The sequence below is a fragment of the Streptomyces caelestis genome (assembly GCF_014205255.1).
Taxonomy (GTDB): Bacteria; Actinomycetota; Actinomycetes; order Streptomycetales; family Streptomycetaceae; genus Streptomyces; species Streptomyces caelestis.
Genome location: NZ_JACHNE010000001.1, coordinates 8636668 through 8661646, shown reverse-complemented (window position 1 = coordinate 8661646; position 24979 = coordinate 8636668). Strand labels below are relative to the sequence as shown.

Annotated in this window: 21 protein-coding genes and 1 pseudogene; 14 read left to right on the top strand and 8 right to left on the bottom strand. The window is 71.8% G+C overall.

All coding sequences use genetic code 11. The features are described from left to right. Positions 1-20: 20 nt before the first annotated feature. The gene (locus HDA41_RS39215; RefSeq protein WP_184992651.1) at positions 21-767 is read right to left on the bottom strand and encodes an AraC family transcriptional regulator; all 747 of its coding nucleotides are present in this window, start codon (positions 765-767) and stop codon (positions 21-23) included. A gap of 90 nt (positions 768-857) precedes the next feature. Here HDA41_RS39215 and HDA41_RS39210 point away from each other — a divergent pair, with 90 nt between their 5' ends. Next, on the top strand, positions 858-2015 hold the full coding sequence (locus HDA41_RS39210; RefSeq protein WP_184994108.1) for an MFS transporter: 1158 nt from the start codon (positions 858-860) through the stop codon (positions 2013-2015). A 46-nt stretch (positions 2016-2061) separates the two neighbouring features. Here the strand turns inward: HDA41_RS39210 and HDA41_RS39205 are convergent, their stop codons facing one another. After that, the gene (locus HDA41_RS39205; protein ID WP_184992649.1) at positions 2062-2577 is read right to left on the bottom strand and encodes a MarR family winged helix-turn-helix transcriptional regulator; all 516 of its coding nucleotides are present in this window, start codon (positions 2575-2577) and stop codon (positions 2062-2064) included. 171 nt (positions 2578-2748) lie between these two features. Between HDA41_RS39205 and ligD the strand changes: the two genes are divergently transcribed. The 4 genes from ligD to hemC all read left to right on the top strand — a co-directional run bounded on the left by ligD (position 2749) and on the right by hemC (position 6769). Beyond that, the gene (gene ligD, locus HDA41_RS39200) at positions 2749-3729 is read left to right on the top strand and encodes a non-homologous end-joining DNA ligase (protein WP_184994106.1); all 981 of its coding nucleotides are present in this window, start codon (positions 2749-2751) and stop codon (positions 3727-3729) included. A 140-nt stretch (positions 3730-3869) separates the two neighbouring features. Next, positions 3870-4643, top strand: coding sequence for an NPP1 family protein (locus tag HDA41_RS39195; RefSeq protein WP_184992647.1), 774 nt, complete (start codon positions 3870-3872; stop codon positions 4641-4643). A 99-nt stretch (positions 4644-4742) separates the two neighbouring features. Beyond that, positions 4743-5765 carry a questin oxidase family protein gene (locus tag HDA41_RS39190; protein ID WP_184992645.1) on the top strand — a complete coding sequence of 341 codons (1023 nt, stop codon included), beginning with the start codon at positions 4743-4745 and terminating at the stop codon, positions 5763-5765. Between the two features lie 68 nt (positions 5766-5833). Continuing rightward, entirely contained in the window at positions 5834-6769 is a 936-nt protein-coding gene (gene hemC, locus HDA41_RS39185; RefSeq protein ID WP_184992643.1) for a hydroxymethylbilane synthase, read from the top strand. Between the two features lie 24 nt (positions 6770-6793). Here the strand turns inward: hemC and HDA41_RS39180 are convergent, their stop codons facing one another. Both HDA41_RS39180 and HDA41_RS39175 read right to left on the bottom strand, forming a co-directional pair. Then, positions 6794-7315: a hypothetical protein gene (locus HDA41_RS39180; protein ID WP_184992642.1), complete on the bottom strand. Its 522-nt coding sequence runs from the start codon at positions 7313-7315 to the stop codon at positions 6794-6796. Between the two features lie 191 nt (positions 7316-7506). Beyond that, positions 7507-7763 (bottom strand): annotated as a pseudogene (locus HDA41_RS39175) (ABC transporter permease); the annotation flags it as partial. Positions 7764-8384: 621 nt separating this feature from the next. Between HDA41_RS39175 and HDA41_RS39170 the strand changes: the two are divergent. Further along, positions 8385-9176: an RNA polymerase sigma factor SigF gene (locus HDA41_RS39170; RefSeq protein ID WP_184992640.1), complete on the top strand. Its 792-nt coding sequence runs from the start codon at positions 8385-8387 to the stop codon at positions 9174-9176. 35 nt (positions 9177-9211) lie between these two features. Here HDA41_RS39170 and HDA41_RS39165 read toward each other — a convergent pair whose 3' ends face one another. Next, a complete protein-coding gene (locus tag HDA41_RS39165; protein ID WP_184992638.1) occupies positions 9212-9532 on the bottom strand; it encodes an ANTAR domain-containing protein in 321 nt (106 codons plus the stop codon). A gap of 252 nt (positions 9533-9784) precedes the next feature. Between HDA41_RS39165 and HDA41_RS39160 the strand changes: the two genes are divergently transcribed. Continuing rightward, positions 9785-10588 (top strand): VOC family protein, encoded by an 804-nt coding sequence (locus HDA41_RS39160; protein WP_184992636.1) that lies wholly within the window; start codon positions 9785-9787, stop codon positions 10586-10588. 93 nt (positions 10589-10681) lie between these two features. Here the strand turns inward: HDA41_RS39160 and glgX are convergent, their stop codons facing one another. Next, positions 10682-12838 carry a glycogen debranching protein GlgX gene (gene glgX / locus HDA41_RS39155; protein WP_184992634.1) on the bottom strand — a complete coding sequence of 719 codons (2157 nt, stop codon included), beginning with the start codon at positions 12836-12838 and terminating at the stop codon, positions 10682-10684. Continuing rightward, complete coding sequence (locus tag HDA41_RS39150) at positions 12835-13347, bottom strand: pep a2 (protein ID WP_184992632.1); 513 nt, start codon at positions 13345-13347, stop codon at positions 12835-12837. The genes glgX and HDA41_RS39150 overlap by 4 nt, the downstream gene beginning before the upstream one ends. Before the next feature lie 361 nt (positions 13348-13708). On the opposite strand from HDA41_RS39150, the gene HDA41_RS39145 reads away from it, so the two are divergent. From HDA41_RS39145 to HDA41_RS39120, 6 genes are all read left to right on the top strand, one after another. Further along, positions 13709-14029, top strand: a complete 321-nt coding sequence (locus HDA41_RS39145) for a DUF5133 domain-containing protein (protein ID WP_184992630.1) — start codon at positions 13709-13711, stop codon at positions 14027-14029. A gap of 70 nt (positions 14030-14099) precedes the next feature. Next, entirely contained in the window at positions 14100-16097 is a 1998-nt protein-coding gene (locus HDA41_RS39140) for an alpha-1,4-glucan--maltose-1-phosphate maltosyltransferase (protein WP_184992628.1), read from the top strand. Then, positions 16094-17812 carry a maltose alpha-D-glucosyltransferase gene (treS, locus tag HDA41_RS39135; RefSeq protein ID WP_184992626.1) on the top strand — a complete coding sequence of 573 codons (1719 nt, stop codon included), beginning with the start codon at positions 16094-16096 and terminating at the stop codon, positions 17810-17812. The genes HDA41_RS39140 and treS overlap by 4 nt, the downstream gene beginning before the upstream one ends. 28 nt (positions 17813-17840) lie before the next feature. Beyond that, positions 17841-19211: a maltokinase N-terminal cap-like domain-containing protein gene (locus tag HDA41_RS39130; RefSeq protein ID WP_184992624.1), complete on the top strand. Its 1371-nt coding sequence runs from the start codon at positions 17841-17843 to the stop codon at positions 19209-19211. Positions 19212-19214: 3 nt separating this feature from the next. Next, positions 19215-21422: a 1,4-alpha-glucan branching protein GlgB gene (gene glgB / locus HDA41_RS39125; protein WP_184992622.1), complete on the top strand. Its 2208-nt coding sequence runs from the start codon at positions 19215-19217 to the stop codon at positions 21420-21422. 111 nt (positions 21423-21533) lie between these two features. Then, positions 21534-22622 carry a glutamate--cysteine ligase 2 gene (locus tag HDA41_RS39120; protein WP_184992620.1) on the top strand — a complete coding sequence of 363 codons (1089 nt, stop codon included), beginning with the start codon at positions 21534-21536 and terminating at the stop codon, positions 22620-22622. Positions 22623-22665: 43 nt separating this feature from the next. On the opposite strand, the gene HDA41_RS39115 is transcribed toward HDA41_RS39120, so the two are convergent. Then, positions 22666-22899 (bottom strand): DUF6480 family protein, encoded by a 234-nt coding sequence (locus tag HDA41_RS39115; protein ID WP_184992618.1) that lies wholly within the window; start codon positions 22897-22899, stop codon positions 22666-22668. Between the two features lie 151 nt (positions 22900-23050). Here HDA41_RS39115 and HDA41_RS39110 point away from each other — a divergent pair, with 151 nt between their 5' ends. Beyond that, positions 23051-24949 carry an AMP-dependent synthetase/ligase gene (locus HDA41_RS39110; RefSeq protein ID WP_184992616.1) on the top strand — a complete coding sequence of 633 codons (1899 nt, stop codon included), beginning with the start codon at positions 23051-23053 and terminating at the stop codon, positions 24947-24949. Positions 24950-24979: the final 30 nt, after the last annotated feature.

Below are 24979 nucleotides of genomic sequence, written 5' to 3'. Positions count from 1 at the left end.
GCGGCGGGGGTTTCGACAGGTCAGCCGCGGCGGTTGTGCGTGCCCGGCGTGTAGCCGAACGAGCGGCGGAAGACGTCGATGAAGGCGCTGGCGGAGGACCAGCCGCAGCGGTGGGCGACGGTCGTGACGGGCAGGCCGTCGGCCAGCATCCGCAGGGCGTGGTAGAGCCGTGACTGGGTGCGCCACTGCGGGAACGTCATGCCGAACTCGCTGCGGAAGAGCCGGCTGAGGGTGCGCTCCCCCACCCCGGTCGCGGCGCCGAGGGCATCGAGGGTGCCCGCGCCCGCCGGGTCGGCGTGCACGAGCGCGCAGACGGCGGCCAGGCGCGGGTCGGCTGCCGTCGGCAGCCGCAGCGGCTGCTGCGGCGAGAGGCGCAGCTGGTCGCACAGGACGGCGCGCAGCCGGCGGCGCTCGGGACTGTCGTCGCCGGGGTCGCGGGTGTAGGCGAGGATCAGCTCGCGCAGCAGCGGGCTGACGGCGAGGACGGCCGGGTGGTGCAGGCCGAGGGGGTTGTCGTCGGCGGGCAGGCCGACCAGGTGCAGGTCGAGCCGGCCGTGGGCACGGTGGGCGTGCACGGTGCCGGCGGGGACCCAGATGGCGCGGGTCCCGGGCGCGAACCAGGTGCCGGCGTCGGTGGTGACGGCGACGACGCCGGAGCCCGCGTAGACGATCTGGTGGTCGTCGTGCCGGTGCGCGTCGATACGGTCGCCGGCGGTCAGCCGCTGGGCACGGGTCGGCGCCGTCGGGGTGTGGCGGATGTTCGGCACAGTCCGGCAGATTATCGGAAGCGCGCCAGGCTCCCCGGCGGCGACGATCGCCGGGTGACCGCTTCCCGCCGCAACCGGCCCGTCGCCCTGATGTCCCTGGGGCACGCCTGCGTCGACGTGTACCAGGGCGCCGTGGCCGCTCTGGTGCCGTACTTCGTCGCCGAGCGCGCCTACTCCTACGCCGCCGCCTCCGGTGTCGTGCTGGCCGCCTCCCTGCTCTCGTCGCTGGTGCAGCCGCTGTTCGGGGTACTCACCGACCGGTGGGCGATGCCGTGGCTGTTGCCGCTCAGCGCGCTGACGGCCGGGGCCGGCGTCGCCCTGAGCGGGGTGACCGGCTCCTACGCGTCGACGCTGGCGGTGGTCGCCGTGTCGGGGGTAGGGGTGGCCGCCTACCATCCGGAGGCCGCCCGGGTGGCGCGGGCCGTCGCGCAGGGCCGGCACTCGGCGATGGGCTGGTTCTCCTTCGGCGGCAACGCCGGTTTCGCCCTGGCGCCCCTGCTGGTCTTCGCCGTGATGGCGACGGGCGGGCTGCGCGCCTCTCCCCTGCTGGCCGTCCCGGCGGTGGCGGGAGCGGCACTGTGCGCGGCGGCGGTACGCGCGGCCGCGTCCGGCGGGGCGGGGGCCGGTGCGTCCACCGCCGCGGGCCGGGACGACTGGGCGTCCTTTCTGCGGCTGTCCGGGGCCGTGGTCTGCCGCTCGGTCGTGTTCGTCGGCCTGAGCGCGTTCGTCTCGCTGTACGTGCGGGAGCGGACCGGTGGCGGCGACGTGACCGGCACGGCGGCGCTGTTCGTGCTCTACGCCGGTGGTGCGGTGGGCACGCTGGCCGGGGGGCGGCTGGCCGAGCGGTACGGGCGGCTGGCGGTGGTGCGCCGGTCGTACGCCCTGACGGTGCTCGCCGTGGCCGGTCTGGTCCTGGTGCCCGGGCCGCCGGTGTATCTGTTCGTCGCGTTGACGTCGGCGGGCCTGTACGTGCCGTTCTCACTGCACATCACGCTGGGCCAGGACTTTCTGCCCCGGCGGGTGGGCACCGCGAGCGGGGTCACGCTGGGGCTGACGGTGAGCGTCGGCGGCCTCGCCGCTCCCCTGCTCGGGGCGCTGGCCGACGCGACGTCCCTGCGGACGGCCCTGCTGCCGCTCGTCGCCCTGCCCGCGGTGGGCCGGCTGCTGCTGTGCCGGCTGCGCGAGCCGGAACCGCTGGGCTCCGCGGTCGCCGAGCGGGCGGATGAGCGTGACCCGGCCGCACGGTGAGGGATCGGCCCGTGGGAACACCGCCGAGGGCGGCGGAACCCGGGGATCAGGCGCTGCCGGCCGGCGCGGACCGGGGCTCGGGCACCTCGTCGACGGAGTGGGCGAGGAAGTCGTCCACCATGCGGTGGAAGAGCGTGGCGAGCTGCCGCAGTTCCTCGGGGGACCAGTCGGACAGGGCCATCTGCATGCCGCGGACTCCGACCTCGCGGATCTTGGTGATGGCCTGGCGGCCGGCGTCGGTGAGCTCGATGCGCTGGGCGCGCCGGTCGTCGGGGTCGGGGACGCGGGTGACATAGCCCGACTTCTGCAACTGCTGCACGGTGCGCGTGACGTGCGAGGCCTCCACCCCCAGCCGGGCGGCGAGCTCCCCCGGCCGCAGCGGCTCGGAGTCGGCGATCTGCCGCAGCAGCGCGACGGCGGCACGGTCGAGCGGCACGCCCGCCAGGGCCATCAGCCGTTCGTGCTGACGGGCGCGCGTGCTCAGGTAGGTGACGCGGGTGAGCGCACGCTCGATCTCGACGACCTCCCGTGAGGGGACGTCGGGGAGCGATGGTGTGGACATACGAGCAACTTTACCATATCGTTGCCTAACTCAAGTAATATAGCGCCGGAGTCAGATCGAGCACCCGCCGGCCGCGGCGTGCCGGTGAGGCCGACGCCCGCACCGACGCCGTTCAGGCGAAAGACCCGGAAAACGCGCGTGGCCGGGCACGGGGACGTCCACAACTCACCCGTGGACCTGCCGCTGATCCCGCCCATGCTCGCCACTCCCGGCACCCTGCCGCCTCCCGCACAGGACGCGCGCTGGGCCTATGAGACCAAGCAGGACGGCCAGCGCGTGGTGGTCTACCTCCCCGGGGACGGCAGCGTGCTGCTGCGCGCCCGGTCCGGGGAGGACATCACGGCCGCGTACCCCGAACTGCGGCCGCTGGGCACCACGCTCGGCCCCACGCCCGCCGTGCTGGACGGGGAGATCCTGGCCCTGGACGAACAGGGCCGGGCGAGCTTCCAGTTGCTCCAGTCCCGCATGGGTCTGGCACACGCGCCCGCGAGGGCGGCGCGGCGGGCGGCGGAGGTGCCGGTCCACCTCGTGCTGTTCGACCTGATGCATCTGGAGGATCACTCGCTGATCCGGCTCCCCTACGCACGACGCCGTGCGGCGCTGGAGGACCTCGGCCTCACCGGGCCCTCCTGGTCGACCCCGGCCGCGATCGTCGGACACGGCGCCGAGGCCCTGGCCGCCACGCGCGAGCACGGAATGGAGGGCCTGGTCTGCAAACGGCTGGACTCGGTGTACGAACCGGGGGTGCGCTCCCGGGCCTGGATCAAGATCCGCAACATGCGCACCGAGGATGTCCTGGTCGGCGGCTGGCAGCCCGGCAAAGGACGGCTCACCGGCCTGCCCGGCGCGGTGCTGGTCGGGCAGCGCGCCGCGGGGCGGCTGCGCTATGTCGGGAGTGTGGGCACCGGCTGGAGCGAGGCGGAGCGGGCGGAACTCGCCGGGCTGCTGCGGGCCGCCGCGACCGACGTCTGCCCCTTCGACCCCGCCCCGCGCGCTCCGGGCGCGCACTGGGTCGTCCCCCGGCTGGTCGGCGAGGTCCGCTACAGCACCCGTACCCGGGAGGGCCTGCTGCGGCAGCCGTCCTGGCTGCGGCTCCGTCCGGATCTCGCGCCCGAGGGGGCGGCGGCCGACATGCCGGACGACATGGTCTGAAACGGCGCCGGGACTCCGGTTGTTGGGGTGCGATTCACCTCTGAGATCACACCTTCCTCTTGGCATGGACGCGTTCAGCCTGGAAGCTGAACCTCCCTTTCCCCCCACAGCCGTTGGGCTGCGCCCAAGAGGAGGACGCAGTGTCGTCACGCCCGTTCGCACCCCGCAGGAGATGGCTCACCGGACTGGCCGGTGCCGCCGCCCTCGTCCTCGCCTTCCCCGCCACGGCCTTCGCCGCCCCGCCGCGGGCGCTGCCCGCCAACGCGGAGTCGCTGGAGAAGACGTTCCAGCCCGCCTACGACTACGACACCGACGGCTGTTACTCCACGCCCGCCATCGGCGCGGACGGCACGGTCAACGGCGGGCTCGACCCGACCGGCGCGCTCAACGGCGACTGCCGCGACGCCTCGGACCTGGACAACACCAACGGCTACGCGCGCTACAAGTGCAACAACGGCTGGTGCGCCATCCTGTACGCCCTCTACTTCGAGAAGGACCAGGCGGTGGCCGGCAGCGGCATCGGCGGCCACCGGCACGACTTCGAGCACGTGGCGGTGTTCGTACAGGACAACCAGGTCAAGTACGTCTCGACGTCCGCCCACGGCTCGTTCAGCGTGCACGCGGCGTCGCAGGTCCGCTTCGACGGCACGCACCCGAAGATCGTCTACCACAAGGACGGCGTCCGCACCCACTGCTTCCGTGTCGCGAACTCGAACGACGAGCCGCCGGAGAACCACAAGGGCACCTGGCAGTACCCGCCGCTGGTCGGCTGGAACGGCTACCCCGCCGGGGTGCGCGACAAGCTCACGTCCTCCACCTTCGGCAGCGCCAACTTCGGCCTGAAGGACGGCAATTTCGCCAACCACCTCGCGTCGGCCAAGCCCTCGGGCATCGCCTTCGATCCCTACGCCTGATCCGGGCTCGGTCCGGCCGGGGGCCTAGGGCCCCGGCCGGGTCCGGCTTCCGCCCCGCGTCCGATCCGTCGGCGCGGGGCGGCCGCATAGCGTCCTGTCATGGACGCGCACGACACGACAGGGACACTCGAAGAAGCCCTCGAACGGCTCCACACCTCGGGGCCGGAGCGGCTCGGCCGGCTCACCAACCACGCCCCCATGGTCGTGGAGGCGCTGGCGGCACACGGGCAGGCGGGCGCCGTGCACCGCTGGCTGGACCTGTACCGGCCCAAGCTGGAGGACTTCCCCACACCCGTGGCACCCGTGACTCACACCAACTGGCGCGAGGCGCTGGGAGATCCGCGCCGGGCCGCCGACTGGATCGGGTACTTCGGCCAGGCCCTCGCCGAACAGCCGTGGCGGGACGTGCTCGCGGCATGGTGGCCACGGTTGCTGCCCGGACTGTACGGCGGCTCCACGCATCCGGTGATCCGCGTCGGCCACGCCGTACGGGCCCTGGAAGCCGGCGGGAGCGCGCCGAGGCTCGCCGAACTCGCGCACGGCCTGGGCTACTGGGCGGCCCGGCACCGCCCCGTGTCCGGCATCGCACCCCTGCCCGCCGCGCCGGGTGCGGCGCGGTCCCTGGACGCCGTGCCGCCGCTCGCCGAACCCCGAGGGGGATTTCCCGACCGGCTGGCGGCCGTGCGGCGGTTGCCGCTGTGGGCGGAAGACGTGACCGACCCGGAGACGGCACGGGCACACCTGACCGAACTGGTCCGGGCCGCGACCCACCGGTACGCCACCCACGGCCACGGGGAGGCGACCATGCTGGTGCACGCGGCGACAGCCCCCAACGCCGTGCTGCGCACGCTCGGTTGTCTGCCGCGCGAGTTGTGGGTGCCGAGCCTGCGCGCGGCGTGGACCGCGTCCGCGGCGGTCACCGCCATGTACGCCCCGCCCGGGCCCGCCGACCATGTCCCCGCGCCCGGCCGCACGGCGCAGGAGGTGCTGGAACGAGCCCTCGCCCACGGCGACGAACACGTCATCAAGCTCACCGACACCGCCCTCGACGTGGGCGACGAGCGGGCCCTCGCCGCGGCCCTGCGCGCGGTCGAACTGAGCGAGCCCCTCGTCCCGAACTGACGTACGCCGAGGGGCGGTCGGGGGAGGTACGGGACCGGCGGGCACCCGGGAGGGTCTATCGTGTCCGCATGTCCGTCCCCGAACTGATCCGTATCGTCTCCCGCGATTCGCCCATGGCGCTCGCCCAGGTGGAGCGAGTCCGGGCCGAGCTGGCCACCACCCATCCCGGAGTGCGCACCGAGGTCGTACCGGTGAAGACCACCGGCGACAAGTGGATGGGCGATCTGTCCAAGGTCGAGGGCAAGGGCGCGTTCACCAAGGAGGTCGACGCGGCGCTGCTGGCCGGTGAGGCCGATCTCGCCGTGCACTGTGTGAAGGACGTGCCCGCCGACCGGCCGCTCCCGGCGGGGACGGTGTTCGCCGCGTTCCTCAAGCGGGACGACATCCGGGACGCCCTGATCCACCCGGGCGGCCTCACCCTGGACGAGCTGCCGGCCGGGACGCGGATCGGCACCTCCTCGGTGCGCCGGGTCGCCCAACTGGCAGCCACGCACCCGCATCTGGAGTGCGTGCCGTTCCGGGGCAACGCCAACCGGCGCCTGGCGAAGCTGGCCGCCGGAGAGGCCGACGCCCTGCTGCTCGCGGTCTCCGGCCTGGAGCGCATCGGCCGGCAGGACGTGATCAGCGAGATCCTCTCCACCGAGACGATGATGCCGCCCATCGGCGCGGGCGTACTGGCGCTCCAGTGCCGTGAGGACGACGCCGACCTGATCGACGCGGTCAGCGGTCTCGGCGATCCGGACACCCACCGGGAGACCACCGCCGAGCGCATGTTCCTGCATGTGCTCCAGGGGCACTGCAACAGCCCGATCGCCGGGTTCGCGCGCGTGGACCGCGGTGGTGAACTGTCCCTGCGGGCCTGTGTGTTCACCCCGGACGGCAAGACCCGGCTGAACGCCCACGAGTGGGCGGGCCGGCTCGACCCGGCCACGCTCGGCACGTCGGTCGCCGTGGCGCTGCTGCGCCAGGGTGCCCGCGAGATCATCGACGGCATCCCGCACTGACCGGCGACGCGCCCTGACGCCGGATCAGGCGGTGCCTTCCTCCGCCTGGTCCTTGAGGAAGACGCTCACCTGGTGGGCCAGGCTGTCGCGCACCGCGCCCTGCTGGCCCCCGGCGGGCCCCTCGTGCGCACCGATGCCGCCCGACCACAGCCGGCGGTCGGCCCACTCCTCCTCGACGCGCAGCTGGACCTGGACGTCCACGAGACTGAGGGACGCCTCGGCGCCGGCCGCGTAGAGCACGGCGGTGGCCCGGCGCAGCGGATAGACGTCGAAGCCCTCGATGAACTGTGAGTTGCGCCAGTCGAGGAAGGCGCTCTCCCCGTCGGGGCCGATCCGCACGTCGATCTGGCCGTCCTCGAGGTGGATGCCGAGGTGCCGGCTGCCGCGGTTCTCGACGGTCACGCGGAGGGTGAAGTACGTCAGCCCGTCGGCGGCGTCGTCACGGCCGCGGGGCGGCTCGGCCAGTTCCAGACGGTGGACGCGGACGCGCAGACCGGCATGCTCGTCGTACTCCTGCCAGTCCCCGACCACGTTCGGCTCGTACACGCTGCACCTCTCGACCTCTGGAAGCTGCTTCCTATCTGTGGTCTCAGCGCACTGTCAAATGAGCAGAATGCGCTGTGGCCTGGCAGTTCATCCCATTTGATCGGTGATCAAGCCGTGCCCAGCGGTTATCCGCGAACAGTTCGTGAAAGCGCTTGCCCCGGCGTGCCGCACATCACTTCCAGGAGTGAAGATCAACGGGCCGGACGGCCCAGCAGGGCGGAGGCGGCCGCGACGCCGAGGGCGGCGGCCACGAGCAGCGCCGCGACGTCGCAGGCCAGGCGGTGGGGCGTGCCGAGGAGGAGGCCGCGCAGGGCGTCCACCCCGCAGCTGAGCGGGTGGCTTTGTTGACCGCCTGGAGCCAGCCCGGCATCACGGACACCGGGTACAGCTTGGAGCCGAAGAACAGCGGCATGGTGATCGCCTGCCCGGAACCCATGAGGCGGCTGCGCGGCGCCGAGGTCGAACTGCTGCGCCTGGTCATGACGCGGCCGGGCATCGGCATCTCTGGTACAGACGGGCAACCCGGTCCGCAAGACCGACCCGGCCGACCGGCGGGCCGCCCGGCTGCTGCCCACACCCCCCGCCGGGACACGGCCGCGCGAGCGGCGCCGCCGCCGCGCCGACTTCGTACGACGCCATGTGTCACGGCTCGACGAGACACACCGCGAGTCGGTGCACACGACAGTCCCGGCCCTGCGCAAGCCGGCCGGCGCCCTGCACGAGGAGGCCGAGGAGTCATGACGCCGGACACCGACCGACCCCAGGCCGACGCAGTCGCCTGCACCGGGCTCGTCCACGCCTTCGGCGAGACCCGGGCCGTGGACGGACTCGATGTGGGGTCAAGGGATGTACCGAAACGGCAGCCGTCCCCAGGGACGCCTGAGGTCACAAATGAGCGTATTGTCAGAATTGTTTCGTAGTCTCCCCGCCCGGGAATGGGCGATGAAGTGCTTCGGACAGGAGGCACGTCCGTGGGAGCCGCTCGGGCCCGCGGTGCCCTCCGTGAGGTCCGAGTCCGCGCTTCCCACGGTGTCTGTCCTTTCGGCACCTGCTCAGGGAGGTGCGCACCATGCGTATCGCCGGCAGCACCAGACCGCACCCCCATGACGACGCCCCCGACACCGCCGCGGCGTTCGAACGCCTCGCGCGGCTGCCCGAGGGGCCCGACCGCAAGGCCCTGCGCGACGAGCTGGTCGAGGCCTGGCTGCCCATGGCCGAGCGGATCGCCGTCCGCTTCCGGGGCCGTGGCGAGGCCCTGGAGGACCTCTACCAGGTGGCGGCCCTCGGTCTCGTCAAGGCCGTCGACCACTACGACCCGGCGCGCGGCAACGCCTTCGAGGCCTACGCCGTGCCGACGGTCACCGGCGAGATCAAGCGCCACTTCCGCGACCACATGTGGACGCTGCACGTCCCCCGCAGGGTCCAGGACCTGCGCAACCGCGTGCGGCACGCCGCCAAGGAGCTGTCGCAGACGACCCCCGGCCACTCCCCCACGGTCGCCGAGATCGCCGAGTACGCCCACCTCACCGAGGGCGAGGTGCGCACCGGCATGGAGGCCCTGGAGTGCTTCTCCGCCCTGTCGCTGGAGGCGGAGATGCCCGGAACGGACGGCTACGCCCTCGGGGACGCGATCGGCGGGCCGGACCCGGCCTTCGACATCGTCGTCAACCGCGTGGCCGTCAAGCCCTGTCTGGAGGCGCTGCCGGAGCGCGAGCGGATCATCCTCTACCTGCGGTTCTTCAAGGGCATGACGCAGAGCCGCATCGCGGAGCAGCTCGGCATCTCACAGATGCACGTCTCCCGGCTGCTCAGCAGTTGCTTCGCCCATCTGCGTGAGGAGCTGCTCGCCGAGGCCGGATGAACGCGAAAACCCCGAGGCCGGCGCCGCCGGGCGGATCACTGCTCCGGCGGCGCTTCGGGGATCTGGGTCGGTCCGGCACGGTCGAGGGCGTCCTCCAGCTCGGCCCTTATCTGCCGGGGCATCACACCGGTGCGTCCCCAGACGAGGATCAGTTCCGCGACGTTGCGCAGCTTGATGTTGGTGTGCTGGGAGACCTCCTTCAGCACGGCCCAGCCCTGGTCGGGCGAGATCCGGCCGAGCACGACGACCATCCCGATCGCCTGGTCCACGACCGCGTGGGAGACGACCGCCTCCTTCAGCTGCCGGACCTCTTCCTGCAACTCGAAGATCCTCTCCGAGCCCCCGTCCGTGGGCATGGTCACCTCCGGGTCCGGTGCGCCGCTGTCCCCATGGCCTCGTGGGGTGCTTGAGTGCCTTGACGCAGTGTCCGACGCCTCCATCGTCGTCACTCGGCCCGCCCGGTGCCACCGGGGCGGTCCAGGCCGGTTCACCACACCGTTTCGGTGCCGTCGCCGGGGTACTCGGCAGGCGCCCACGGGGGTTCCGGTTGGACACTGGTGTCATTCCTCCGGTGGCTGCCAGGCCCACGAGATCAGGACGCGACTGCCATGAACCACGACACCCCCACCCCCTCCGGTACGAAGGACGTCGTCTCTTCACACTCCGTGTTCGGCGCACCGTGCTGGGTGAGTCTGACCAGCCGGGACGTCAAGGCGACCGAGGAGTTCTACGGGGCCGTGCTGGGCTGGCAGTGGCGGCCGGCCAAGCTCGGCGACCGGTTCCGGATCGCGCTGGCGGACGGCTCGCCGGTGGCCGGGATCGCGGGGGTGGCCACCATGTGGCAGATGGCGGTGGCGTGGACGCCGTACTTCGCCGTGCGGAGCGCGGACGACGCCGCGGCGCGGGTGCAGGAGCGCATGGGCACGGTCGCGGTCGGGCCGATCTCGCTGCCGCCGGGGCGGGCGGCGCTGCTGGCGGACCGGGACGGGGCGACCTTCGGGATCTGGGAGGGCGACCTGTTCACCGACTGGGAGACCTGGCGCAACGCCCAGCCGGCCTTCATCACGCTGCACACGCGCGACGCCTTCGACGCCGCCATCTTCTACGGCGAGGTCCTCGACTGGGCGTCGGAGCGTCCCGGCTGCTGCGAGGTCCACTACGAGGGCGGGGAGGTCGTGCTGCGCAGCCGCGGTGACGTGGTGGCGCGGATCGAGTCCGGGGCGCTGGGGGCGGCCCCCGACCCGACGATCCGGCCGCACTGGCAGGTCCACTTCACCGTCGACGATGTCGAGGCCTGCACCCGGGCCGCGGAACTGCACGGCGGCAGCGTGCTGTCCAAGGGCAGCGACGAGGCCGTGCTGCGCGACCACGACGGCGCGCAGTTCACGGTGACGGCACGCCGGGAGCGGTGACTGGCGCGCCGGGAACGGTGACCGGCGCGCCGGCGTCCATGACAGCCGGGCGGAAGAGCCCTCGGAGAAGGGTCCGAACGTCCGCCGCCCCCGTCACTCCCCCTCGTCACGGGCACGCCGGGACGGCCGGGACAGCAGGACCATGCTGCGGGACCCGACCGTCAGGGCCGTGCCCGCCTTGTGTTCCGATTCGTCGGGGATGCCCTCCGTGGCGGCGGTGTCGATCAGGGCCGTCCAGCGCTCGCCGTACGTGGCGTCCGGGAGGCGGAAGTCGACCGGCTCCCAGTGGCTGTTGAACAGCAGGAGGAACGAGTCGTCGACGACGGGCCGGCCGCACGGGTCGGGTTCGGCGATGGCGTCCCCGTTGAGGAAGACACCGACGCAGTGCGCATCGCCGCGCTGCCAGTCGTCGTCGGTCATCTCCTGGGCGTCGGGCGCCAGCCACACCAGGTCGGGCAGCGGCTGGTCCGCGCGAGTCAGGGTCTCGCCGAGGAAGAAGCGGCGCCGGCGCAGCACGGGGTGCCCGGTGCGCAGCCGGATGACGTACCGGGTGAACGCCAGCAGGTCGCGCTGTTCCTCGGTGAGCCGCCAGTCGATCCAGGAGATCTCGTTGTCCTGGCAGTAGGCGTTGTTGTTGCCGCGCTGGGTGCGCCCGAGTTCGTCGCCGTGGCAGAGCATCGGGATGCCCTGGGAGAGCAGCAGCGTGGCGAGGAAGTTGCGCTGCTGGCGGGCGCGCAGTTCCAGCACGGCCGGGTCGCGGGTCGGGCCCTCGGCGCCGCAGTTCCAGGACCGGTTGGTGCTCTCGCCGTCCTGGTTGTCCTCGCCGTTGTCCTCGTTGTGCTTGTCGTTGTAGGAGACGAGGTCACGCAGGGTGAACCCGTCGTGCGCGGTGACGAAGTTGACGCTGGCGCGAGGCCGGCGCCTGCTGTGCTGGTACAGGTCGGAGGAGCCGGTCAGCCGGGAGGCGAACTCGCCGAGTGTGTGGTCCTCACCGCGCCAGAAGTCGCGCACCGCGTCGCGGTACATGCCGTTCCACTCCGACCACAGCGGCGGGAAGTTGCCCACCTGGTAGCCGCCCTCGCCGACGTCCCACGGCTCCGCGATCAGCTTGACGCGGCTGATCACCGGGTCCTGCTGGATCAGGTCGAAGAACGCCGACAGCCGGTCCACCTCGTGGAACTGCCGGGCCAGGGTGGCCGCGAGGTCGAAGCGGAAGCCGTCGACGTGCATCTCGGTGACCCAGTACCGCAGCGAGTCCATGATCAGCTGGAGCACGTAGGGGTGGCGCATCAGCAGGCTGTTGCCGGTGCCGGTGGTGTCGTAGTAGTGCTCCCAGTCGCCGTCGACCAGGCGGTAGTACGAGGAGTTGTCGATGCCGCGGAAGGACAGGGTGGGGCCCTTCTCGTTGCCCTCGGCGGTGTGGTTGTAGACCACGTCGAGGATCACCTCGAGCCCGGCCGCGTGCAGGGTCTTCACCATCTGCTTGAACTCGGCGACCTGCTGGCCGCGGGTGCCGTGGGCGGCGTAGCCGTTGTGCGGGGCGAAGAAGCCGATCGTGTTGTAGCCCCAGTAGTTGGCCAGGCCGCGGTCGTGCAGTACGCCGTCGTGGACGAACTGGTGCACCGGCATCAGCTCCACCGCGGTGACGCCCAGCGAGGTGAGGTGCTCGACGGCCGCGGGGTGGGCCAGGCCGGCGTAGGTGCCGCGGAGTTCGGCGGGGATCTCGGGGTGGGTGCGGGTCAGGCCCTTGACGTGCGTCTCGTAGATCACCGTGTCGGCGTAGGGCCGGCAGGGCCGCGTGTCGTCGCCCCAGTCGAAGGCCGGGTCGGTCACCACGCCGAGCATGGTGTGCCCGGCGCTGTCGGCCGGGTCGGGGCCGTCCGGGTTCCGTTCGTAGAGCGAGGGGTGGTTGTCGATCTGCCCGTCGACCGCGCGCGCGTAGGGGTCGAGGAGCAGCTTCGCCGGGTTGCAGCAGTGGCCGAGGGTGGGGACCCACGGTCCGTGCACGCGGTAGCCGTAGCGCTGGCCGGGGCCGACGCCGGGGAGGTAGCCGTGCCAGACGAAGCCGTCGACCTCGGTCAGCGGCACCTGGGTGTGGGTGCCGTCGTCGTCGACGAGGACCAGCTCGACGCGTTCGGCCACCTCGCTGAAGAGCGCGAAGTTGGTGCCCTCCCCGTCGTACTCCGCGCCCAGCGGGTAGGGGCGTCCGCTCCACGCGGACACCCCTTTCCGGGTCTGCCGGCGGGTCACCGGGCCTCCTCCAGGACCTCGTCCGGGGTACTGACCGGACCGGCCAGCTGGGCGATCCGCACCTCGCGGGGCACGTCGAGGCCCTCGCTCAGGTGCGGGGCGGGCGCGGTCGGCACCAGCGGGACGCGTTCGCCGGCCCGGGCGCGCTGCGAGAACCAGATGACCTTGCTGCCGGTCTCGGTGGCGCAGCAGCCCCAGCCGTCGCTCATCGCCGCCAGGTGCTCCAGGCAGCCGCGCAGCTCCTGGTCCGGGCGCAGGGCGCGGTCGTTGTCCCCGATGGCGGTGATCAGGTGCTGGCCGTTCCACCACATCTCGATCGACGTGTTCTTGTCCGTGGCGTGTTCGTCGATGGCCTTGAGCAGCATCTCGGCGCCGCCGCAGACGGGCTGGACCAGGTTGTCCAGGTCCCAGAACTTCAGGTGAGCGGCCAGAATGCGGCTGACCTGTCCCACCCGTTCCGGGCTGACTTCCACGTCGAGGTGGTAGTAGCAGGGCACTGCGGTCTTCATCGGTTGGCTCCTCACCGCGAAGCTCAGCTCCTCCTCGCTCCCGCGGTCCTGCGGGACGAGCCCCGAACACGGAACGTGAGCGCGTATCGCTTCTGAGTCACCCTCAGCCTGAGGGTGCTAGCCCGTTCGTGCAACACGAGCGCACAGATGAGGCGCCACAACGCCCAAGTGAGCGAAACCGGATGGACTGCGCGGCCCAGTCGAGCCGGCATTGATTGAAGCTCCAACAAGACGGTGGGTCGTCACCCGTGCACCATGTGTGAAGAACTCGATCGCCGTTACGGGTCCGCGCCGCTTGAGCACGGTCGCCGTCCGACCGTCGGGAGACCGTGCCCCTCGAGCCCGAAAGGTGATCGGCGCCATGCTGCTACCCGCCAAAGCCGAAGTCGCCCGGCAGTTGCGGCGTTACCGGGCTTGGGAACGCGTGATGCTCGCGGCACCGAACGACCGCACGGTGCGGGCCATGTTCGAGGACTCGGGCTACACGCTCTGCGTGCTGATGGGCAAGCGCTGCGCACGGGAGGCGGCGGACGCGGCCGAGCAGTATCTGAGCACGAACCAGGTCACCCATGCGCAGGAACAGCAGGTCACCTGTCTGCAGGAACAGAACGAAAGGCCCCGTGCGGCAGCCGCGGTCCGGCGAAGACCGCCGGCGGAGCGACGTTCTCCCGCGGGACGGTAGCCGTCCCGCACATCTCGTCCCCTGAACCGGGCCCCGGGCCCGGCGTCCGAGCACGGTGGAGGTGAGGACCATGAGTAGGACCCGGGCCATCGGCCGGATCCCGGTACGGGACGTCCGCCCGGCCGTGGAGAGCGGCAACCGGCCGGCCAAGGCGGTCGTGGGAGAGACGTTCGAGGTCACCGCCACCGTGTTCCGGGAGGGGCACGACGCGGTCGCCGCCAATGTCGTCCTGAAGGATCCCGAGGGCCGTCCCGGGCCGTGGACGCCGATGCGGGAGCTGGCCCCGGGCAGCGACCGCTGGGGCGCCGAGGTCACCGCGGACGCCGTCGGCCGCTGGACCTACCGGGTGGAGGCCTGGAGCGATCCGGTGGCCACCTGGCGCCACACGGCGGGCATAAAGGTTCCGGCCGGCATCGACCCCGGCGGGGTCCTCGAAGAGGGCGCCGAACTCCACGAGCGAGCGGCGGCCGGCGTTCCCAGGGAAGCCGGCCGCGACGTGCTGCTCGACGCCGCGGAGACGCTGCGCGACGACTCGCTGCCCCCGGCGGCGCGGCTGGCGGCGGCGCTGACGCCTCAGGTGGACGAGGTCCTGGCCCGGCATCCGCTGCGGGACCTGGTCACCACCTCCGAGCCACTGCCCCTCCTCGTCGAGCGGGAACGGGCCCTGTACGGCTCCTGGTACGAGTTCTTCCCCCGCTCCGAGGGCACCCGCCGGCAGCCGCACGGCACCTTCCGCACCGCCGCCCGCAGACTGCCGGCCATCGCGGCGATGGGCTTCGACGTGGTCTACCTGCCCCCCATCCACCCCATCGGCACCACCTTCCGCAAGGGCAGGAACAACACCCTCTCCCCCGGCTCCGACGACGTCGGCGTGCCCTGGGCGATCGGCTCACCCGAGGGCGGCCACGACGCCGTCCACCCCGCCCTGGGCACCCTGGAGGACTTCACCTGGTTCGTCGGCCAGGCACGGGATCTGGGGCTGGAGATCGCGCTGGACTTCGCGCTGCAGTGCTCCCCGGACCACCCCTGGGTGCACAAACACCCCGAGTGGTTCCACCACCGCCCCGACGGCACCATCGCCTACGCGGAGAACCCGCCGAAGAAGTACCAGGACATCTACCCCGTCGCCTTCGACGCCGACATGGACGGCCTCATCGCCGAGACCTGCCGGGTGCTGCGGCACTGGATGGACCGCGGCGTGCGGATCTTCCGGGTGGACAACCCGCACACCAAGCCGGTCGTCTTCTGGGAACGGGTCATCGCGGACATCAACCGCACCGACCCCGACGTGATCTTCCTGGCCGAGGCGTTCACCCGCCCGGCGATGATGCACACCCTCGCCCAGATCGGCTTCCAGCAGTCCTACACGTACTTCACCTGGCGCAACTCCAAGGAGGAGCTGACCGAGTACCTCACGGAGCTGTCGGGCCAGGCCGCCTCCTACATGCGGCCGAACTTCTTCGCCAACACCCCCGACATCCTGCACGCCTACCTCCAGCACGGCGGCCGCCCCGCCTTCGAGGTCCGGGCCGTCCTCGCGGCCACCCTCTCGCCGACCTGGGGCATCTACTCCGGCTACGAGCTGTGCGAGAACACCCCGCTCAGAGAGGGCAGCGAGGAGTACCTCGACTCGGAGAAGTACCAGCTCAGGCACCGCGACTGGGAAGCCGCCGAACGCGAGGGCCGCACCATCACCCCGCTGATCACCAAACTCAACACCATCCGCCGGGAACACCCCGCGCTGCGCCGGCTCAGGAACCTCCGCTTCCACCACACCGACAACGACGCGCTGATCGCGTACAGCAAGCGCACCGGGTCCGACGTCGTCCTGGTGGTCGCCAACCTCGACCCGCACCACACCCAGGAGGCCACGGTCTCGTTGGACATGCCGCACCTCGGCCTGGACTGGCACCAGTCGGTACCGGTGCGCGACGAGCTCACCGGCGAGACCTACCACTGGAGCAGGAACAACTACGTGCGCCTCGAGCCGGGGCGGGCTCCCGCGCACGTCTTCCACGTCCAGTCGCCGCCCGCCGCGCAAGGGACCGGAGGGGCAGGAACGTCATGACCGTGAACGAGCCCGTACTGGACACTTTCGAGGACACCCCCGTCAGGGACCGTGACCCGGAGTGGTTCAAGCGCGCCGTCTTCTACGAGGTACTCGTCCGCTCGTTCCAGGACAGCGACGGCGACGGCATCGGTGACCTCAAGGGCCTCACCTCGAAGCTCGACTACCTCCAGTGGCTCGGCGTCGACTGCCTGTGGCTGCCGCCGTTCTTCAAGTCGCCCCTGCGCGACGGCGGCTACGACGTCTCCGACTACACCGCCGTGCTGCCGGAGTTCGGCGACCTGGCCGACTTCGTGGAGTTCGCCGACGCCGCCCACCAGCGCGGCATGCGCGTGATCATCGACTTCGTCATGAACCACACCAGCGACCAGCACCCGTGGTTCCAGGAATCGAGGAAGGACCCCGACGGCCCCTACGGCGACTACTACGTGTGGGCCGACGACGACAAGGGATACCCGGACGCCCGGATCATCTTCGTCGACACCGAGACGTCGAACTGGACGTTCGACCCGGTGCGCGGCCAGTACTTCTTCCACCGCTTCTTCTCGCACCAGCCGGACCTCAACTACGAGAACCCGCGCGTCCAGGAGGAGATCCTGGCCGCGCTGAAGTTCTGGCTGGACCTGGGCATCGACGGCTTCCGGCTGGACGCGGTGCCCTACCTCTACGCGGCCGAGGGCACCAACTGCGAGAACCTGCCCGCCACCCACGCGTTCCTCAAGCGCGTCCGGCGCGAGATCGACGCCCAGTACCCGGACACCGTGCTGCTGGCGGAGGCCAACCAGTGGCCCGAGGACGTCGTCGACTACTTCGGCGACTACCCGAGCGGCGGCGACGAGTGCCACATGGCCTTCCACTTCCCGGTCATGCCGCGCATCTTCATGGCGGTGCGGCGCGAGTCCCGCTACCCCGTCTCGGAAATCCTGGCCAAGACCCCGGCCATCCCCTCGGGCTGCCAGTGGGGCACGTTCCTGCGCAACCACGACGAGCTGACGCTCGAAATGGTCACCGACGAAGAGCGCGACTACATGTGGGCCGAGTACGCCAAAGACCCCCGCATGCGCGCCAACATCGGCATCCGCAGGCGCCTCGCTCCCCTGCTGGACAACGACCGGCACACCATCGAGCTGTTCACCGCGCTGCTGCTGGCCCTGCCCGGCTCGCCGATCCTGTACTACGGCGACGAGATCGGCATGGGCGACAACATCTGGCTCGGCGACCGGGACGCGGTGCGCACGCCGATGCAGTGGACCCCGGACCGCAACGCCGGGTTCTCCACCTGTGACCCGGGCCGCCTCTGCCTGCCGGCGATCATGGATCCGGTCTACGGCCACCAGGTCACCAACGTCGAGGCGTCGATGGCGTCGCCGTCGTCGCTGCTGCACTGGACCCGCCGCATGATCGAGATCCGCAAGCAGAACCCGGCCTTCGGCCTCGGCTCCTACACCGAACTGTCCTCCTCCAACCCCGCGGTGCTGGCCTTCCTGCGGGCGTACGAGGACGACCTGGTGCTGTGCGTGAACAACTTCGCGCGGTTCGCCCAGCCCACCGAGCTCGATCTGCGCGAGTTCGCCGGGCGCCATCCGGTCGAGCTGTTCGGCGGGGTCCGCTTCCCCGCGATCGGCGAACTGCCGTACCTGCTGACCCTCGGGGGCCACGGCTTCTACTGGTTCCGGCTCACGCGAGTCGCATCCCGCATCGGCCGGCGGCTGTGAGCATGCGCCGACGAAAGGAGGCGTGACCATGCCGAAGACCGCATCCCTCCGCCCGAGTCTCACGCGCCTGGCCGAGCCCATGGAGTCGCTCGGCGGGCTGCTGCGCGACTGGCTGCCCCGGCAGCGCTGGTTCGCGGGCAAGGACCGGCCCGTCACAGAGCTCGGCCTGCTGTCGATGACCGAGCTGTTCCCGGGCTGTCTGCACCTGCTGGTCCACGCCGGTCACACCGGTCACACGGGCGTGCCCTCGCCGGGCGGCGCTCCCCCGGCCGGCGACTGCTACCAGCTCCTGCTCGGCGTACGGGAGCACCCGTCGCCGCGCCTGGGACGGGCGCTCATCGGGCGGGTCCAGGACGGGCCGCTGGCCGGTCTGACGGTCTACGACGCCCTGCACGACCCCCGCTCGACCCAGCTGCTCCTGGACCGGCTGCGGCACCCCGGCACCGCCGGCCCCCTGCGGTTCGACTGCGACCCGGACCAGCCGGTGCCCGGCGGACTGGTGCCCCGGCTGCTGGACGCGGAGCAGTCCAACTCCTCGCTGGTGTACGGCGACGAGTACATCCTGAAGGTCTTCCGGCGTATCCAGCCCGGCGTCAACCCTGACCTGGAGGTGCCGGGGGCGCTGGCCAGGCAGGGCTGCCACCGCGTGCCCGCGCCCGTGGCCTGGTTCCAGACGAAGCATCCCTTCAAGGCCACCCTCGGCGTGCTCCAGCCGTATCTGCGGGACGCCTCGGACGGCTGGACGCTGGCGCTGCACGCCCTGGCCGCCGGCGACGACTTCACCGCCCAGGCGCGGGCGCTCGGCGCGGCTACGGCGGAGGTGCACCTCGCCCTCGCCTCGGCCTTCCCGGTCGGTGAACCCGGGGAGAACGGGCGTACGGCGACCGCGATGACCGAGCGGCTGGCCGCCGCAGCGCACTGCGTGCCCGCGCTCCAGCCGTACGTGCCGGGTCTGCGGACCGCGTTCGCCGCCCTCACCACCTGCGACGCCGGGCCGCCCGCCCAGCGCATCCACGGCGACCTGCACCTGGGGCAGGTGCTGCGGGCCGGACGCGACTGGTTCGTCATCGACTTCGAGGGCGAGCCGTCCCGGCCGCTCTCCGAACGGCGCAGCGCCCACTCCCCCGTGCGGGACATCGCCGGGATGCTGCGCTCCTTCGACTACGCCGCCCGGCAGCGCCGCCCCTGGCGTCCGGAGTGGGCGCGACGCTGCCGCGAGGCCTACTGCGCGGGCTATGCCGCCGGTGCCGGCTGGGACCCGCGCAAGAAACACGGACTGCTCCGCGCCTACGAGACGGACCGGGCCGTGTACGAGGTGCTGTACGAGGCACGGCACCGCCCCGACTGGCTGCCTGTACCGATGGCGGCGATCGAGCGCCTCGCTGTGAGAGGAGACTGAGCCGTGGCCCTGCGCGACACCTCAATCCCGGAGCCGTCCGGCCCGGTCCCGGGCGCCACCGCGCCCGCCCTGAGCCCTCAGGACCGCGGGCGCCTGCTGGCGGGCGCCCACCACGATCCGCACGCGCTGCTGGGCGCCCACCCGGTCCCCGGCGGGATCGCGTTCCGGGCGCTGCGCCCCTTCGCCCGCTCGGTGAGCGTGGTGATCGACGGCAAGCGCACCCCGCTCGTCTCGGAGGGCGACGGCCTGTTCTCCGGCGTGCTGCCGCTGGCGGAGATCCCCGCGTACACGCTCCACGTGGCGTACGAGGGCGGCGAGCAGGAGGTGCACGACCCGTACCGTCTCCTGCCCGCGCTCGGCGAGCTGGACCTGCACCTGATCCGCGAGGGCCGGCACGAGCAGCTGTGGCAGGCGCTCGGCGCGCACCCCATGACCCACGAGGGCGTGACCGGCACCCGGTTCACGGTGTGGGCGCCCAACGCGCAGGGCGTGCGGGTCGCCGCGGACTTCACCTACTGGGACGGGACGCAGTTCCCGATGCGCTCGCTCGGCGCGTCCGGTGTGTGGGAGCTGTTCCTGCCGGGCGTCGGCGAGGGCACGGCGTACAAGTTCGAGATCACCTCCCGGTACGGCCACCGCTTCCTGAAGGCGGACCCGATGGCCCGCCGCACCGAGGAGCCGCCCCACACGGCGTCGATCGTGACGGCCTCGCACTACGAGTGGGGCGACGCGCAGTGGATGGCCCACCGCGCGGACACGCCCGTGCACGAGGCGCCGTTCTCGGTGTACGAGGTGCATCTGCCGTCCTGGCGGCCGGGGCTTGACTACCGTCAGCTCGCCGAGGAACTCCCGGCGTACGTCAAGGACCTCGGCTTCACGCACGTGGAGCTGATGCCGGTCGCCGAGCACCCCTTCCACGGCTCCTGGGGTTACCAGGTCACCGGCTTCTACGCGCCGACCGCGCGGCTCGGGAGCCCGGACGACTTCCGGTACTTCGTCGACGCCTGCCACCGGGCGGGCATCGGCGTGATCATGGACTGGGTACCGGCGCACTTCCCGAAGGACGACTGGGCGCTGGCCCGGTTCGACGGGGATCCGCTGTACGAACCCGGGGACAGGCGGCGCGCCGAGCACCCGGACTGGGGCACGTACGAGTTCGACTTCGCGCGCACCGAGGTGCGCAACTTCCTCGTGGCGAACGCGGTGTACTGGTGCGAGGAGTTCCACATCGACGGGCTGCGCGTGGACGCGGTCGCCTCCATGCTCTACCTGGACTACTCGCGCGAGGACGGCCAGTGGGAGCCCAACGCCTACGGCGGCCGGGAGGACCTGGCGGCCATGGCGTTCCTCCAGGAGATGAACGCGACCGTGTACCGGCGCACCCCCGGCGTGGTGACGATCGCGGAGGAGTCCACCGCCTGGGGCGGTGTGACCAAGCCCACCGACACCGGCGGGCTCGGCTTCGGGCTGAAGTGGAACATGGGCTGGATGCACGACTCGCTGGAGTACCTCTCGCACGAGCCGGTGCACCGCAAGTACCACCACCACGAGATGACCTTCTCGATGGTGTACGCCTACAGCGAGAACTACGTCCTGCCGATCTCCCACGACGAGGTCGTGCACGGCAAGCAGGCCCTGGTGTCGAAGGCGCCGGGTGACTGGTGGCAGCGCCGCGCGACCGTCCGCGCCTACCTCGGCTACATGTGGAGCCACCCGGGCAAGCAGCTGCTGTTCATGGGGCAGGAGTTCGCCCAGGGAGCGGAGTGGTCGGTGGAGCACGGGCCGGAGTGGTGGCTGCTCGACGACGGTTACCACTCGGCGGGCGACCACCGGGGCGTGCGTGACCTGGTCCGTGACCTGAACACGGCGTACCGGGCGACGCCGGCGCTGTGGCAGTGCGACACCCGCCCGGAGGGCTTCCGGTGGGTGGCGGTGGACTCGGCCGACGACAACGTCTTCGCCTTCCTGAGGTACGACGCCGAGGGCAGGCCGCTGCTGGCGGTGTCGAACTTCTCCCCGGTCGTCCGGCACGGCTACGGCCTCTGGGTCCCGGGCGACGGCGTGGCCTGGCAGGAGACCCTCAACACCGACGACGCGCGCTACGGCGGCAGCGGCGTCACCAACCCGGATCCGGTCAAGCCGGAGGACGGCTGTGTCCGGATCACGCTGCCGCCGCTGGCCACCGTGTGGCTGACGCCGTTCGCTCCGTGAAGTCCCGCGGGCGCACGAGGTGTCCGACCCGCCTGTGAGGGGCACTGGGTGTCGTACCACCGGGAAGGCCGGTGGTCGACGCCGTAGTGTCACAGAAGGGCGGGCATCAGGGTGCGCACCGTCGGAGTGGAGGAGGAACTCCTCCTGGTCGACCCGGAGTCCGGGGAACCGCGGGCACTGTCCGCGGCAGTGCTCGCCCGGGCCGAGCAGGACGACGCGGATCAGGACGTCTTCGAGAAGGAACTCCACGAGCAGATGCTGGAGTTCGCCACGCATCCGCAGTCGTCCATGGAGAGCCTGCGCGCGGAGATCGTGCGCTGCCGCAAGGAGGCGGCCCGGCATGCCGGAGAGATCGGCTGCACGGTCGCGGCGCTCGCCACCTCGCCGCTGCCGGTCAGTCCCGCGGTCGGCGTCAACCGCCGGTACCAGTGGATGGCCGAGCAGTACGGCATCGCCACCCGGGAGCAGCTCGTCCTGGGCTGCCACGTGCACGTGTCCGTCGAGTCCGACGAGGAGGGCGTCGCGGTCATCGACCGGGTGCGGCCCTGGCTCCAGGTCCTGACGGCGCTCAGTGCGAACTCGCCGTTCTGGCAGGGCAAGGACACGGGGTACAGCAGCTACCGCAGCCGGGTGTGGCTGCGCTGGCCGTCGGCCGGCCCGGCCGAGATCTTCGGCTCGGCCGAGCGGTACCACCGTCTGATCGCGGACATGGTGGCCACCGGCGCTCTCCTCGACGACGGGATGATCTACTTCGACGCGCGGCTGTCCCAGCGGTATCCGACGGTCGAGGTCCGGGTGTCGGACGTCTGTCTGCACTCCGGCACGGCAGCACTGGTCGCCACGCTCGTCCGCGGGCTGGTCGAAACCGCCGCGCGCGAGTGGCGGGCCGGCCGGGAACCGCTCGGCCACAGCGTCAGCCTGCTGCGGCTGGCCGACTGGCTGGCCGCCCGGTCCGGGCTCTCGGGCGAGCTGCTGCATCCCGCGACCATGCGGCGCATGCCCGCCGAGGCGGTCGTCCGGGCCCTGCTGGACCATGTCGAGGAGGCCCTCGCGGACACCGGTGACCTGGAGCGGGCCAGGGCCGCCTGCGAGGAGCTGCTGCGGGACGGCAACGGCGCACAGGTGCAGCGCGCGGTGATGGAGCGCACGGGGAGCCTGCGGGACGTCGTGACCGAGTGCGTCCGCCACACCCAGGCGTGAGGCGTCCCGCCTTCTTCCGCGCCGCCTTCTTCCGGAGGCGGGGTCAGAGGATCAGAACGAGGGCGTAGACCAGGAAGAACGCCGCGATCAGCACCGCGAGGGCGAGGATCACGGCCATCGGTGCCTTGGCCCAGCCCTTGGGCGGGTTGTGCGTCTCTCGGGGCCCCGCCTCGGGCATGCTGCTCTCCGCGGGCGGGGTCTCGCCCGGCGGTACGCCGCCGCCCGGTTCCAGGCCGGAGGTGCGTTCGGGTTCCGGATCGGGACTGATGTGACTCATGCCGTCCGGGTCCCCCGATCACGCCGAGATCATCAGCGGGACGACTTCCGTATTTCCCGACCCCTGACGGTCCCGGCTCGACTACATTCGAGCCCCGCCGATGACGCTACCCGTCGGCAAGGTCACACCCCGTACACGTCAGGAGCAGTGCATGCGCGACCTCGCCCTCGCTCCACCGGCCGTCTCGCCGCTGACCGGAGGGCTCGCCGACAGCGTTTTCGAGACAGCGGACCGCGAACCCACCCGGCCGATGCTCGCCCGCCGCGCCGACCCGGCCTCCGCGTCCTGGGAGGAGGTGACGGCGATCGAGCTGCGCGACGAGGTGGTGGACGTCGCCAAGGGGCTGATCGCCTCCGGGTTAACGCCGGGGCACCGCGTGGCGATCATGGCGCGCACCCGGTACGAGTGGACGGTCCTGTGCTACGCGCTGTGGGCCGTGGGTGCCGAGGTCGTCCCGGTCTACCCGACGGCGTCGCGCGACCAGGTCGAGTGGATCCTGCGGGACGCCGGCTGTGTGGCCGTGGTGGTGGAGGACGAGCAGGGCGTCATGACCGTCGGCTCGGTGTGCGCGTCGCTGCCGCTGCTGCGTCACGTCTGGCAGCTGGACGCGGGCGCGCTGGAGGATCTGAGCGTGCGCGGGGAGTTCGTGCCGCTGGCCACGGTCGACTCGATGCGCCGCATCGTGCTGCCGGACTCCACGGCCGTCATCGCCTACACCTCCGGGAGCAGCGGTCACGCCATGGGCTGCGCCCTCAGCCACCGCAACCTGGCCGCGCCCTGCGACACGCTGCTGACGGGCTGGGGGCACACGGCGGCACCGCGCGGGGAGCAGGGCTCCGTGCTGGCGTTCCTGCCCTTCTCCCATGTGTACGGGCTGATGATCCAGGGCCTGTGCCTGCGCGGCGGCCTGCTGATGGGACACCAGGCCGACCTGGGCGGGGAGGCACTGTCGTCGGCGCTGCGCTCCTTCAGGCCCACGTACTTCTACGCGGTGCCGTCGGTCTTCGAGAAGATCTACAAGAACTTCCTGCGCACGGCCCAGCAGCAAGGCCACGGCGCTCTGTTCGAACGGGCCGCCGGAACGGCGCGGGACTTCGCCGCGGCCCTGGAACGCCAGCGGCTGGGCCGGGGCCGCGGGCCCGGCTTCGACCTGCGGCTCCAGCACGCCCTGTACGAGCGCACGGTGTACCGCAGGCTGCGGGCGGCGCTGGGCGGCCGGGTGCGGCGGGCGACGTCCGGCGGCTCTCCCCTCAGCCGCGACCTGTCGCTGTTCTACGAGGGCATCGGCATCTACGTGCACGACGGGTACGGCCTGACGGAGACCGGCGGCGGGGTGACGATGCAGCCACTGGGCCGGGAGAAGTCCGGGACTGTCGGGCAGGCCCTGCCGGGCACGGAGATCCGGGTGGCCGAGGACGGGGAGATCCTGGTGCGCGGCCCGTCCGTGTTCCAGGGATACGTGGGGGACGAGGCCGCCACCCGGGCCGCGCTGCGCGGCGGCTGGCTGGCCACCGGGGACCTCGGGCGACTGGACTCGGAGGGCTATCTCACGATCACCGGCCGCAAGAAGGACATCATCGTCACCAGCAGCGGCAAGAGCGTCGCCCCGGCCGCCCTGGAGCAGCGGCTGCGGATGCACCCGCTCATCCACCAGGCGGTGGTCGTGGGCGACAACCGGCCCTGTGTCGGCGCCCTGATCACGCTGGACCCGGACTTCCTGGCGCACTGGCGGGCGGCGCTGGCGCTTCAGGGCGAGATGCGCGAGGCGCGGGAGGAGAACGCGCTGCGGGAGGAGGTGGCGCGGGCCGTGGCCGCGGCCAACAGCGCGGTGTCACGGTCGGAGTCGATCCGGGTGTTCCGGATCCTGCCGGAGCCGTTCGGCGTGACCAACGGGCTGCTGACACCGTCGATGAAACTGCGCCGGGACGAGATCGTGCGGCACTACGCGTCCGAGATCGACGCGATGTACCGCTCGCGCAGGCGTCCCGGGCGGCCGAGCACCCAGGACGAACCCTCGAACTGGGACGACTCGGACAACGTGTTCCGCTGAGCGCGGAGCCGGACGCGTAGGCCTCGCCCC